General features: G+C 48.1%; 11 protein-coding genes and 5 tRNA genes. All 16 read right to left on the bottom strand.

What is annotated here, in order from left to right:
* Positions 1-17 precede the first annotated feature (17 nt).
* The 16 genes from rpoB to murB all read right to left on the bottom strand — a co-directional run bounded on the left by rpoB (position 18) and on the right by murB (position 12,308).
* Positions 18-4,043 (bottom strand): DNA-directed RNA polymerase subunit beta, encoded by a 4,026-nt coding sequence (gene rpoB, locus AGRI_RS12145; RefSeq protein ID WP_008985223.1) that lies wholly within the window; start codon positions 4,041-4,043, stop codon positions 18-20.
* A 172-nt stretch (positions 4,044-4,215) separates the two neighbouring features.
* Positions 4,216-4,581, bottom strand: a complete 366-nt coding sequence (rplL, locus tag AGRI_RS12140) for a 50S ribosomal protein L7/L12 (RefSeq protein WP_008985222.1) — start codon at positions 4,579-4,581, stop codon at positions 4,216-4,218.
* A 61-nt stretch (positions 4,582-4,642) separates the two neighbouring features.
* Positions 4,643-5,137: a 50S ribosomal protein L10 gene (gene rplJ, locus AGRI_RS12135; protein ID WP_008985221.1), complete on the bottom strand. Its 495-nt coding sequence runs from the start codon at positions 5,135-5,137 to the stop codon at positions 4,643-4,645.
* A gap of 273 nt (positions 5,138-5,410) precedes the next feature.
* Positions 5,411-6,112, bottom strand: a complete 702-nt coding sequence (gene rplA, locus AGRI_RS12130; protein ID WP_008609609.1) for a 50S ribosomal protein L1 — start codon at positions 6,110-6,112, stop codon at positions 5,411-5,413.
* Positions 6,113-6,115: 3 nt separating this feature from the next.
* Positions 6,116-6,544, bottom strand: a complete 429-nt coding sequence (rplK, locus tag AGRI_RS12125; protein WP_008609611.1) for a 50S ribosomal protein L11 — start codon at positions 6,542-6,544, stop codon at positions 6,116-6,118.
* Positions 6,545-6,665: 121 nt separating this feature from the next.
* The gene (gene nusG / locus AGRI_RS12120) at positions 6,666-7,205 is read right to left on the bottom strand and encodes a transcription termination/antitermination protein NusG (protein ID WP_197408409.1); all 540 of its coding nucleotides are present in this window, start codon (positions 7,203-7,205) and stop codon (positions 6,666-6,668) included.
* Between the two features lie 3 nt (positions 7,206-7,208).
* Positions 7,209-7,583: a preprotein translocase subunit SecE gene (gene secE, locus AGRI_RS12115; protein WP_008985220.1), complete on the bottom strand. Its 375-nt coding sequence runs from the start codon at positions 7,581-7,583 to the stop codon at positions 7,209-7,211.
* 82 nt (positions 7,584-7,665) lie between these two features.
* A tRNA-Trp gene (locus AGRI_RS12110) sits at positions 7,666-7,742 on the bottom strand.
* A gap of 161 nt (positions 7,743-7,903) precedes the next feature.
* Positions 7,904-9,088 carry an elongation factor Tu gene (tuf, locus tag AGRI_RS12105; protein WP_008985219.1) on the bottom strand — a complete coding sequence of 395 codons (1,185 nt, stop codon included), beginning with the start codon at positions 9,086-9,088 and terminating at the stop codon, positions 7,904-7,906.
* 75 nt (positions 9,089-9,163) lie between these two features.
* Positions 9,164-9,239, bottom strand: a tRNA-Thr gene (locus tag AGRI_RS12100).
* A gap of 13 nt (positions 9,240-9,252) precedes the next feature.
* Positions 9,253-9,327: transfer RNA gene (locus AGRI_RS12095), tRNA-Gly, on the bottom strand.
* 31 nt (positions 9,328-9,358) lie between these two features.
* Positions 9,359-9,443, bottom strand: a tRNA-Tyr gene (locus AGRI_RS12090).
* 5 nt (positions 9,444-9,448) lie between these two features.
* Positions 9,449-9,524: transfer RNA gene (locus AGRI_RS12085), tRNA-Thr, on the bottom strand.
* A gap of 111 nt (positions 9,525-9,635) precedes the next feature.
* Positions 9,636-10,328, bottom strand: coding sequence for a type III pantothenate kinase (locus tag AGRI_RS12080; RefSeq protein ID WP_008985218.1), 693 nt, complete (start codon positions 10,326-10,328; stop codon positions 9,636-9,638).
* Positions 10,328-11,311, bottom strand: coding sequence for a bifunctional biotin--[acetyl-CoA-carboxylase] ligase/biotin operon repressor BirA (gene birA, locus AGRI_RS12075; RefSeq protein WP_008985217.1), 984 nt, complete (start codon positions 11,309-11,311; stop codon positions 10,328-10,330). The genes AGRI_RS12080 and birA overlap by 1 nt, the downstream gene beginning before the upstream one ends.
* Positions 11,298-12,308, bottom strand: coding sequence for a UDP-N-acetylmuramate dehydrogenase (gene murB / locus AGRI_RS12070; protein WP_008985216.1), 1,011 nt, complete (start codon positions 12,306-12,308; stop codon positions 11,298-11,300). The genes birA and murB overlap by 14 nt, the downstream gene beginning before the upstream one ends.
* Between the last annotated feature and the right edge of the window lie 295 nt (positions 12,309-12,603).

The following is a 12,603-nucleotide window of genomic DNA, read 5'->3' as shown; positions in this document are numbered from 1 at the left end:
GCCAACACAAGGTCGGTTTATTCCTCTTCCAATTCGATATTGATACCGAGCGAACGGATTTCTTTCATCAATACGTTGAAAGATTCTGGCATGCCAGGCTCCATTCTGTGGTCGCCGTCAACGATGTTCTTATACATCTTGGTACGACCGTTGACGTCGTCAGACTTAACGGTAAGCATTTCTTGTAACGTGTATGCCGCACCGTAAGCTTCCAGCGCCCACACTTCCATCTCACCGAAGCGCTGACCACCGAACTGCGCCTTACCACCCAGCGGCTGCTGCGTAACCAGGCTGTACGAACCAGTAGAACGGGCGTGCATCTTATCGTCAACTAAGTGGTTCAGTTTCAGCATATACATATAGCCTACGGTAACTTTCCGTTCGAAAGTATTACCGGTACGACCATCATACAACGTGATCTGACCGCTTGACGGCAGGTCACCCAGTTCCAACAGTTGTTTGATTTCTGACTCTTTGGCACCATCAAACACCGGCGTCGCAACAGGTAAGCCTTTACGCAGGTTCTCGGCTAAACGGCGTACTTCATCGTCGCTAAAGCTCTCGATATCCACGTTCTGACGTGATTCACCCAGCGCATATACCTTCTTCAGGAAGTCACGGATTTCCGCCGTTTCTTTCTGCTCTTTGATCATGGCGTCAATCTTGTCACCGATACCGCGGGCCGCTAAGCCTAGGTGCGTTTCCAGGATCTGACCGATGTTCATCCGTGACGGTACACCCAGTGGGTTCAGTACGATATCAACCGGCTGACCTTTCTCGTCATATGGCATATCTTCCACAGGGACGATAGTCGAGATTACACCCTTGTTACCGTGACGACCCGCCATCTTGTCACCAGGCTGAATACGACGTTTCACTGCCAGATACACTTTAACAATTTTCAGCACGCCAGGTGCTAAATCATCGCCTTGCACAATTTTACGGCGCTTGGCTTCGAACTTTTTATCGTACTCAATACGAATTTCTTCGTATTGCGCCGCTAATTGTTCCAGATCGTTTTGCTTATCTTCATCTGCCAGGCTCTGGTTAAACAGCGCATCGCCTTTTAACGTATCCAGCTTGGCGCGATCTAAACCGCTTTGCTCCAGCAGGTTGCGGGCACGGCTGAAGATACCGGCTTCCAGGATACGGAATTCTTCATTCAGGTCTTTCTTAGCCTGTTTGATTTCCATTTCCTCGATTTCACGGGCACGCTTATCTTTCTCTACGCCATCACGGGTAAATACCTGCACGTCAATAACAGTACCTGTTACCGAGTTTGGTACCCGCAGTGAAGTATCTTTCACATCAGAGGCTTTTTCACCGAAGATGGCACGTAACAGCTTCTCTTCCGGTGTTAACTGGCTCTCACCCTTAGGGGTGACTTTACCAACCAGAATGTCGCCGCCTTTCACTTCAGCACCGATATAAACGATACCCGCTTCATCCAGCTTCGACAGTGCAGATTCACCGACGTTTGGAATATCAGCAGTGATTTCCTCAGGCCCTAATTTGGTATCGCGAGCGATACAGCTTAATTCCTGAATATGGATAGTGGTTAAGCGATCTTCTTGCACTAAACGCTCAGATAACAAAATCGAGTCTTCGAAGTTGTAACCGTTCCACGGCATAAACGCTACGCGTAAGTTTTGACCTAAGGCCAGTTCACCTAAGTCGGTAGACGGACCATCAGCCAGTACATCGCCACGCTCAATTGGCTCACCATGGTTAACGCAAGGACGCTGGTTAATACAGGTGTTCTGGTTAGAACGGGTATATTTGGTCAGGTTGTAGATATCGATACCGGCTTCGCCTGGTACCATTTCATCTTCATTAACCTTAATTACGATACGGCTGGCATCAACATAGTCAATAGTACCACCACGTTTCGCCACTACGGTTACGCCCGAGTCTTTCGCTACCACGCGCTCAATACCGGTGCCAACTAACGGCTTATCAGCACGTAGTGTTGGTACCGCCTGACGTTGCATGTTCGAACCCATCAGTGCCCGGTTAGCGTCATCGTGTTCCAGGAACGGGATCAAGGCAGCAGCAACAGAAACGATCTGCTGTGGCGCAACGTCCATATACTGCACGTCTGATGATGGCATCAGCGTAAATTCGTTTTTAAACCGGCAAGGTACCAGGCCTTCCACGATACGGTTGTTCTCGTCTAACTCAGCGTTTGCCTGAGCGATCACGAAGTTACCTTCTTCAATCGCTGACAGGAAATCCACTTCATCAGTCACCACACCGTTCTCAATCCGGCGGTATGGCGTTTCCAGGAAACCGTATTCGTTAGTCTGAGCAAAAATCGATAACGAGTTGATCAGACCGATATTCGGACCTTCAGGTGTTTCGATAGGACAAACCCGACCATAGTGTGTTGGGTGGACGTCACGAACTTCGAAACCGGCACGCTCACGGGTTAAACCGCCCGGGCCAAGTGCAGAAATACGGCGCTTGTGCGTCACTTCAGACAGTGGGTTGTTCTGATCCATAAACTGTGACAGCTGGCTGGAACCGAAGAACTCTTTAACCGCAGCAGAAATTGGCTTAGCGTTGATCAGATCCTGTGGCATTACAGCATCTAAATCGCCTAACGACAGACGTTCTTTTACAGCACGCTCTACCCGAACTAAACCAACACGGAATTGGTTTTCAGCCATTTCACCGACTGAACGGATACGACGGTTACCCAGGTGGTCAATATCATCCACTTCGCCTTTACCGTTACGGATGTCGATTAAGACTTTCATCACGGCAAGGATATCTTCTTTACTCAATACACCAGCACCGGTACCTTCATCAAAGTTAACCCGACGGTTAAACTTCATCCGGCCTACCGTAGAAAGGTCGTAACGATCTTCAGAGAAGAACAGATTTTCAAATAAGGTTTCGGCAGCTTCGCGTGTTGGCGGCTCACCCGGGCGCATCATACGGTAGATTTCTACCAGTGCTTCCATCCGGTTGCTGCTCGGATCGATCCGTAAAGTTTCAGAGATATAAGCACCCTGATCCAGATCGTTAATATAAAGGGTTTCAAAACTGTCATAGCCGGCTTTGCTTAGTTTTGCTAACAGCTCCAGTGTGAGCTCTGCGTTCGCCTCGGCAATAATCTCTCCGGTTGAACGGTCAGCGTAATTTTTCGCCAGCACCCGACCTACCACATATTCATGTGGTACTTCCATCATCGTTAAGCCAGTTTTTTCTAACTGACGGACGTGACGGGCAGTAATACGACGGCCTTGTTCTACGATCACTTCGCCATCGTTATCTTTAATATCAAAAGCTGCAGTTTCACCGCGCAGACGGCTTGGTACTACTTCCATCAAAATCTTGCCATCTTTGATATCAAAGCGGGTATTTTCAAAGAAAGTAGCCAGAATTTCTTCTGTGCTGAATTCTAACGCACGTAACAGAATGGTCGCTGGTAATTTACGGCGACGGTCAATCCGCACAAACAGGCTGTCTTTGGCATCGAATTCAAAATCTAACCAGGAACCACGGTAAGGAATAACCCGAGCGTTATACAGAACTTTACCTGAAGAGTGCGTTTTACCGCGGTCATGGTCAAAGAACACGCCAGGACTGCGGTGTAGCTGAGAAACGATTACCCGCTCAGTACCATTGATAACAAAGGTACCGTTCTCAGTCATTAACGGGATTTCACCCATGTAGACTTCCTGCTCGCGGATGTCTTTGATGGTGCCTGGTGCTTCTTTATCGAATAACACCATCCGCAATTTAACCCGTAATGGTGCTGAGTAGGTCACGCCACGGATCTGACATTCTTTGACGTCAAATACGGGTTCCCCAATGCGGTAGCTTACGTACTGTAATTCGGCGCTGCCTGAATAACTTTTGATTGGAAATACAGAGCGGAACGCGGCTTCTAAACCGTATTCACCTTCCGGATCTGGCTCGATAAATTTGCTGAATGATTCAATCTGAATCGACAACAGGTATGGCACATCCAATACTTCCGGACGTTTGCCGAAGTCCTTACGGATACGTTTCTTCTCAGAATAAGAGTAAGTCATGGGGTTCCTCAGCTTGCTGATTTTTTTCCCAACCACCTTTCGGTGGCGTTAGCTACCAGGCATGGTAACTACAGGGGTGGGGAAATCATTGTCCCACAGCGCAAAAAGGCCGGTGATTAATTCATCACCAGCCCGGCCTGAACTTCAGGCAGCTAATCTGGTTTGCACCAGATTATTTGATTTCAACAGAAGCACCAGCTTCTTCAAGTTCTTTCTTAAGAGCTTCAGCTTCAGCTTTAGAAACAGCTTCTTTGATTGGCGCTGGAGCGCTTTCAACCAGATCTTTAGCTTCTTTCAGACCTAAACCGGTAGCGCCACGTACTGCTTTGATAACAGCAACTTTGTTAGCACCAACACCAGCCAGGATTACGTTGAATTCAGTTTGTTCTTCAACAACAGCAGCTGGGCCAGCAGCAACAGCTACGGCAGCGGCGGCAGAAACACCAAACTTCTCTTCCATTGCAGATACTAATTCAACAACTTCCATTACAGACATTGCTGCGATTGCATCTAAGATTTGCTCTTTAGTCACTGACATTGCTCAGATTCCTAAATTGTGGGCCTTGGCCCGATTAAACTTTATCAAACCAAACGTAAAATTACGCGGCTTGCTCTTGTTTTTGGTCGCGAACCGCGGCAATTGTACGTACAAGTTTGCCGGCTGCTGCTTCTTTCATAGTGCTCATTAAACGTGCAATAGCTTCGTCGTAAGTTGGTAACGAGGCTAACAGTTCAATATTCACTGTGGCGCCATTGAAAGCTGCACCTTTCAGCTCGAAGTTTTTGTTATCTTTGGCGAAATCTTTGAAGATCCGCGCTGCAGCACCTGGGTGCTCCTTAGAAAACGCAACTAACGTCGGGCCTACGAATACATCTTTCAGACACTCAAACTCGGTGCCTTCTACTGCACGGCGAGCTAAGGTGTTACGGACAACTTTTACCCATACACCTGCTTCACGCGCTTGCTTACGCAGCGCAGTGATTTTGCCTACAGTGACACCACGAGCGTCTGCGACTACCGCAGATAAAGCACCTTTGGCAGCTTCCTGGACTTCAGCAACAATTGCTTTTTTGTCATCAAGCTTAATAGCCATTGGCTCTTAACTCCTGGTTCATCCGGGCATAATGCCCGGTTGCCTACACATCGCTGACGGTTGCCAGCGCGCGATTTACGGTGAGACCAGAAGAATATAATTCGTTCTGGGGCCTACACCGTCTGCGTAGGTTGGTTTATTAAGTTACGGCTATCGAAACAGCGTAACACCTACGGTCTTGGACGGAAGCGATTAATTGCCTAAACAACAACCGCTTCTACCCGAAAAAAGAGGGCGAGATTATAAATTAACCTGCCCTTAGCTGTAAAGCGCTTAAACAGCAGCGCTTAACGAAGCCTGGCTCAGGGTTAAACCTGCACCGTGTGTAGAAGAAATAGTCACTTTCTTAATATACACACCTTTAGCTACTGAAGGCTTAGCACGCTTCAGCGCAACCAGTAAGGCTTCTAAGTTTTCTTTCAGCTTGTCAGCGTCGAAATCCAGCTTACCGATGGTTGAATGGATGATACCATTCTTGTCGTTACGGTAACGTACCTGACCTGCTTTAGCGTTCTTAACTGCTTCAGCAACGTTAGGAGTAACAGTGCCGGTCTTCGGGTTAGGCATCAGGCCGCGAGGACCTAAGATCTGACCCAGCATACCAACAACGCGCATCGCATCCGGAGAGGCGATAACAACGTCAAAATCCATAACACCTTTCTTAACTTGTTCAGCTAAGTCTTCCATACCAACGATGTCTGCACCGGCTGCTTTAGCCGCTTCTGCGTTAGCACCCTGGGTGAACACAGCAACACGAACAGTACGGCCAGTACCGTGCGGCAGTACAGTAGCACCACGTACGTTCTGGTCAGATTTACGGGCATCGATACCCAGGTTAACTGCTACGTCAACGCTTTCTACAAACTTGCCAGCTGATAATTCTTTTAACAGCGCAACAGCTTCGTTGATCTCATATTCGCGAGTTGAATCAACTTTAGAACGGATTAACTTAGCGCGTTTAGTTAATTTAGCCATCTATTAGCCCTCCACCACTAAGCCCATTGAACGTGCAGTACCTTCGATAGTACGCACGGCAGCAGCGTGATCCGCAGCTGTTAAGTCTGGTTGTTTTACTTTCACGATCTCATCGATTTGAGCAGCAGTAACTTTACCAACTTTCTGGGTGTTTGGACGGCTTGAACCACCTTTCAGACCAGCAGCTTTCAGTAATAAGAAAGACGCTGGTGGAGTGCGGGTTTCAAATGTGAATGAACGGTCGCTATATACTGTGATAACAACTGGAATAGGCATGCCTTTTTCCAGGCTCTCTGTACGGGCATTGAAGCCTTTACAGAATTCCATGATGTTAACACCGTGCTGACCTAACGCCGGACCAACTGGTGGCGACGGGTTTGCCATACCGGCTTTTACCTGCAGTTTAATAAGTGCAGTGACTTTCTTTGCCATGTTTCACCTCTGTTAGTGGGTCTTTGCCTTGTAAGTGCGAGGACACTTACTCAAACGGCTTCCCTTACGATAAAAAGGGCGCAGATTATATTTTAATCTGCGCCCCGTTACAAGCTTATAATCAGGCCTTTTCGACTTGACCAAATTCTAATTCGACTGGTGTTGCCCGTCCAAAGATCAGAACCGATACTTTTACGCGGCTCTTCTCGTAATCCACCTCTTCAACTACACCGTTAAAGTCAGCGAATGGACCCTCAGTAACCCGAACGACTTCACCAGCTTCAAACAGCGTTTTCGGCTTCGGTTTATCAGCATTGTCTTGCAGACGATTCAGGATAGTCATGGCTTCTTTTTCAGAGATCGGAGCTGGGCGATCTGAGGTACCACCGATAAAGCCCAGTACGCGAGGTACACTCTTGACTAAGTGCCAGGCTTCTTCACACATTTCCATCTGAACTAAGACATAACCAGGGAAGAATTTACGCTCGGACTTACGTTTTTGACCGGCACGCATTTCAATCACTTCTTCAGTAGGTACTAACACCTCACCGAATTTGTCTTCCATCTGATGAATTTTGATATGTTCGCGCAGCGATGTAGCAACTTTTTGCTCAAACCCCGAAAACGCCTGAACGACATACCAACGCATTTTTCCTGCCATGACTTAAATCCCCAGTCCGGTAAAGAAAGAGACAACGCGTAATAAAATCGCATCCAGTCCCCATAAAATTAAACCCATAATGATGGTGGCAACAATGACAACCAAGGTTGTCTGCATTGTTTCCTGGCGAGTTGGCCACACCACTTTACGTACTTCGGTACGGGATTCTTTAGCGAAGTTGAGGAAGATCTTTCCTTTAGTTGTTTGTGCGGCAATAAAACCGGCAGCAGCAACCAACACCACTATCGCTATAGCCTTCTCCAGAGTTGATAATTCATAAATATAATTACCGACCACAATTAGAGACAGGATAACGACAACTAACAGCCACTTTACCAGGTCTAATCCGCTTTTTGGTGTTTCGCTTACTGCGCTCATGCTTCCACTCACTTAAATTAACTTAATTATGTTATTTAAACACTTAACATAATAGCTCCGGTTTAATACCGGGCGCGAAATTTGGCAGGGGCAGAGGGATTCGAACCCCCAACCATCGGTTTTGGAGACCGCTGTTCTACCAATTGGAACTATGCCCCTGTAAAATTACCAACGACCTGACTCACTGTCGTTAAATAGCCGCTCATTATACTGTCTCAGCGGACTAAAACAAGCTCAGCTTACAGCTTGATGCCGTTTTCAATTGCAAAAAAGTGACAAAAAAGGCCCCTTGCGGAGCCTTCTTTGTACAACAGTATGACTTAAGCGATGATCTTAGATACTACGCCAGCACCTACTGTACGACCACCTTCACGGATAGCGAAGCGTAAACCTTCGTCCATCGCGATTGGGCAAATCAGTTCAACTACGAACTTCAGGTTGTCGCCTGGCATTACCATCTCTACGCCTTCTGGCAGCTCTACTGCACCAGTTACGTCAGTGGTACGGAAGTAGAACTGTGGACGGTAGCCTTTGAAGAATGGCGTGTGACGACCACCTTCTTCTTTTGACAGTACGTACACTTCGCCTTCGAACTTAGTGTGTGGCTTGATTGAACCTGGCTTCGCCAGTACCTGACCACGCTCTACGTCTTCACGCTTGGTACCACGTAACAGGGCTCCAATGTTCTCACCTGCACGACCTTCGTCTAACAGCTTACGGAACATCTCTACACCAGTACAGGTTGTCTTCGTAGTATCTTTGATACCTACGATTTCAACTTCTTCACCAACTTTGATGATACCTTGCTCTACACGGCCTGTTACTACTGTACCACGACCCGCGATTGAGAATACGTCTTCGATTGGCATGATGAATGGCTTATCAATCGCACGTACCGGCTCAGGGATGTAAGTATCCAGTGCTTCACCCAGCTCCAGGATTTTCTTTTCCCACTCAGCGTCGCCTTCCAGGCCTTTCAGCGCTGAACCACGGATTACTGGCAGGTCATCACCTGGGAAGTCGTAGTCTGACAGCAGCTCACGCACTTCCATCTCTACCAGCTCTAACAGCTCTTCGTCATCTACCATGTCACACTTGTTCATGAACACGATGATGTACGGTACGCCTACCTGACGTGATAACAGGATGTGCTCACGTGTCTGTGGCATTGGGCCGTCTGTTGCCGCTACTACCAGAATAGCGCCGTCCATCTGCGCAGCACCAGTGATCATGTTCTTAACATAGTCAGCGTGGCCTGGGCAGTCTACGTGGGCGTAGTGACGAGTTGGAGTGTCATATTCTACGTGTGAAGTATTGATCGTGATACCACGAGCTTTTTCTTCCGGTGCTTTGTCGATTTGATCGAAAGCAAATGCCTGACCGCCGTAGTGCTTAGCTAATACGTTAGTGATAGCAGCTGTCAGTGTAGTTTTACCGTGGTCAACGTGGCCGATTGTACCTACGTTTACGTGCGGTTTTACGCGTTCAAATTTAGCCTTAGCCATAAGTAACCCTTATTAAACAAAACGGCAGTGATTGAAAAATCAGCATTGTAATGCTTACGAGGGAGGCTTGCAAGATGGTGCTGATACCCAGAATCGAACTGGGGACCTCGTCCTTACCAAGGACGCGCTCTACCGCCTGAGCTATATCAGCATTGTGATCTTTTTGGAGCGGGCAGCGGGAATCGAACCCGCATCTTCAGCTTGGAAGGCTGAGGTAATAGCCATTATACGATGCCCGCGGCCTTCTCGTAGCTATTCTCCTGACGAAGATGGTGGAGGGGGAAGGATTCGAACCTTCGAAGGCAGTGCCGGCAGATTTACAGTCTGATCCCTTTGGCCACTCGGGAACCCCTCCACTAATGGTGCCGCTTATCCGAGTCGAACGGATGACCTACTGATTACAAGTCAGTTGCTCTACCAACTGAGCTAAAGCGGCACTACGTCAGTGGGTGCGAATTCTAGTGGAATGCGGAAAGTCGCGCAACAGAAAAACACGAAAAAAGCCGATTTTCTTGGCCAAGTGGCTAAATGCTAGCCAAAACAGCTTTTAATTGTCGATGTATTGCGCAATACCCTTAAATAACAAAAAGGGATCAACCAACACTGGTAGATCAGGCAGATAGCTTTTTAACAGTTCGGCATCACCCCCGGTGAGCAGCAGTTGTTGTGCCGGTGTAGTTTGCCAGCCCAAACGGATTGCACCTATTATTGCTGCCAAAGCACCGTTTTCGACACCGGCGCTGGTAGAACAGCCCGGAGCGAGGTTTGGCATCAGCTGCTGCGCCTTATGTATCCGCGCAGTTTGAGCCAGTAGTGCTTGCTGCTGTAATTGTAATCCGGGCAAGATCCACCCACCCAGATGACGATTTTCCTCCAACCAATCAAAGGTTACAGCGGTTCCGGCGTCGACGATTAACTGACGAGCTGCCGGATAAGAACGATAAGCACCTAGCATCGCTAACCAGCGGTCAACACCAAGCCGTTGTGGTTCGACATAGCTATTAATCAGCCCAAAAGCACTGGCTTCCGTATGTAATTGTGTCGTTGGAAAACTTGCCGCTTGCAGACCTTGTAACAACTCTGTCGTTTTCTGCTCTGTTGCTACGCTGCTCAGGTAAGCTGCAGTAACAGGTAGTTTAAGCAAGCCAGCAACCGAATCGAATGCCAACTGTTGGAACTGGCCGTTCTGATATAGCACCGCTTTTAACCTACTGTTTCCCAGGTCCAATAGTAGCTGCATCAGGTTGCTCCTCTTAAACTGAGCTCTCCGCCATAAAACGTCTGTAAGCCAGTCGCAGTTTCAAGAAGCAGCGCACCTTGTTGATCCACACCGCGACAAATGCCGCTGGTCTCTTTGCTACCGCTGAGTTTAACTACCTTGCCGGCATAAAGATCAAACAGATTAAAACGCTGTTGAAAAGGTACAAAGCCCGCTGCATTAAACAGCTCCAAAGCACCGATTAGATGCTGCTGCAAACGGGCAATTAGCACATTGCGATCAATCGTTGCTGCTACGTGAGTTTGCAGATCCGTAAATGGTTGGTCGATGCTCTGATCTGCCAGCTGCGGCAAACGAATATTTAAGCCTATGCCGATAACTAACTCACACACTGCATCCGCTTGCCCTGCCAACTCAACCAGAATACCGGCGGCTTTTGCTCCGTTAATGTATAAATCATTAGGCCATTTTACTTGCGCCGGTACGTGATAATCTTGCTGTAACAGTTCTGCTAATACGCAGGCAACAACCAGGCTCAATCCCATTGCAGCAGGGATCCCCTGCTCCAATCGCCAATAGCAACTAAAGTATAGACTGCTACCAAAGGGCGAAAACCATTGCCGCCCACGGCGCCCCCTTCCAGCGGTTTGCGCCTCGGCCACGATCACTTGCCCCGGCTGTAACGGCTTACCGGCCTGGATCAGTGCCAGTAGCTGCGCATTGGTAGAGTCAGTAATATGCTGCACCCGGATCTCCGGAACTTCGTTACACTGTAAGTTACGGATCACTGCCGCATCTAATAGCTGCAATGGGCTGGAGAGTGCGTAGCCCTTGCCCTTTAGCTTAAAGATATCTAACCCGAGTTGACTTAACTGCTGCAGGTTATTGGCGATTGCGGTACGACTTAAACCAAAACGTTCAGCCAGACGCTGACCTGAGTGAAACTTGCCGTCAGCAAGTAAAGCCAGCAACTGCCGTTGTAGCTGTAAATTAGGTTGGGACATGGTGCTTTCCGGCGCCATTGAGCAATCTGACTTCAGGTTCAAGCTCAATGGCGAAGCGCTGCAGCACGGTACTACGAATGGTAGCGATTAAAGCCAGTAAAGGCGCGCTATCAACCAGGCCATAATTCACAATGACTAGCGGTTGCTTCTGATAACAGCCGACGTTATCAACTACCACGCCTTTGAAACCAGCTTGCTCTATTAACCAGGCAGCAGGTACCTTGACACCGTCTGCTTGTGGATAGCCGGGCAGCGTTGGATAGTTATTGTGTATAAGTTGAAACTGACGCTCAGTAATAACAGGGTTTTTAAAGAAGCTGCCACAATTGGGCAGCTGCCGGTAATCAGGAAGCTTACTTTGCCGGATCTGGATAACAGTTTCGAAAATCTGCTGCAAACTGGCTGTTTTTGGTAACTCTTTTAAGCCGGGATAGTTCAGCACTGGCAAAGGCTGGCGTGATAGCGTCAGGCCAAGGGCCACTATCACGCCGCGGCCCTGTAATTGCTGTTTAAAAATGCTATCACGATAAGCAAACTGGCACTCGGATGCTGGTATCCGTACTACTTCACGGCGCTGCCAGTCGTAGAAATCAACGTAGCTACAGCGATCTGAGAGCTCGACACCATAAGCACCAATATTCTGTACCGGCGCTGCGCCGACAGAGCCCGGTATTAAAGCCAGGTTTTCCAGGCCCCATAACTGTTGCTCTATCGTCCAATTGACCAGTTGATGCCAGTTATGGCCAGCTTCAACGTGTAACAGAACATGGTCAGTATCGGTGTGTTGGCTTTTCGCCTTAGCAAGATAGCGTAACACCGGCTTATGTTGCGTCGCCAAAAAGATGGTATTAGTACCCTCGCCTAATACTGTTGGATAATCCGGTCCACTAAATTGCTTAAGATCCGCAATATCGGCGGCGAGAAATACCTGGTCGAGTTGATAAGGCAGGCGAAAACTTGAGTACTGTTCAGCTGCTTGCTGACAAAGAAGTTGCATAGCAAAACCATGGTTGTGAATTAGCCGCAATTTTAAAGAACCCCTGGCGCGAGCGCAAATTTATTGCGGCTTTGGCTGTAGATGATTGGTTGCAGATGCCAGATAGCACTGACGGTTCTTTATCGGACTATGCGCTAACGGATATATTTAGGTTTTTTGTTATCTCAGTGTTTTGTCTTATCTGAGATTTGAAGCTTTGTGTGGCAGTTGTTTGGTCGTAGTGCGGTGTGTCATTGATAGCGTGGTTATGGCTCGTTGTTATTGGTCTGCTTTATTGTCTCGCTTGAATGTCTTT

The sequence above is a fragment of the Alishewanella agri BL06 genome, from assembly GCF_000272005.1.
Taxonomy (GTDB): Bacteria; Pseudomonadota; Gammaproteobacteria; order Enterobacterales; family Alteromonadaceae; genus Alishewanella; species Alishewanella agri.
The sequence above is the reverse complement of the archived record's forward strand: the minus strand, read 5'-3'. Positions and strand labels throughout refer to the sequence as shown.

Excerpts from the sequence above, each read along its gene's own strand:
- rpoB (WP_008985223.1), bottom strand. The coding sequence starts at position 4,043 with ATGACTTACTCTTATTCTGAGAAGAAACGTATCCGTAAGGACTTCGGC.
- rplL (WP_008985222.1), bottom strand. The coding sequence starts at position 4,581 with ATGTCAGTGACTAAAGAGCAAATCTTAGATGCAATCGCAGCAATGTCT.
- rplJ (WP_008985221.1), bottom strand. The coding sequence starts at position 5,137 with ATGGCTATTAAGCTTGATGACAAAAAAGCAATTGTTGCTGAAGTCCAG.
- rplA (WP_008609609.1), bottom strand. The coding sequence starts at position 6,112 with ATGGCTAAATTAACTAAACGCGCTAAGTTAATCCGTTCTAAAGTTGAT.
- rplK (WP_008609611.1), bottom strand. The coding sequence starts at position 6,544 with ATGGCAAAGAAAGTCACTGCACTTATTAAACTGCAGGTAAAAGCCGGT.
- nusG (WP_197408409.1), bottom strand. The coding sequence starts at position 7,205 with ATGGCAGGAAAAATGCGTTGGTATGTCGTTCAGGCGTTTTCGGGGTTT.
- secE (WP_008985220.1), bottom strand. The coding sequence starts at position 7,583 with ATGAGCGCAGTAAGCGAAACACCAAAAAGCGGATTAGACCTGGTAAAG.
- tuf (WP_008985219.1), bottom strand. The coding sequence starts at position 9,088 with ATGGCTAAGGCTAAATTTGAACGCGTAAAACCGCACGTAAACGTAGGT.
- AGRI_RS12080 (WP_008985218.1), bottom strand. The coding sequence starts at position 10,328 with ATGCAGCTACTATTGGACCTGGGAAACAGTAGGTTAAAAGCGGTGCTA.
- birA (WP_008985217.1), bottom strand. The coding sequence starts at position 11,311 with ATGTCCCAACCTAATTTACAGCTACAACGGCAGTTGCTGGCTTTACTT.
- murB (WP_008985216.1), bottom strand. The coding sequence starts at position 12,308 with ATGCAACTTCTTTGTCAGCAAGCAGCTGAACAGTACTCAAGTTTTCGC.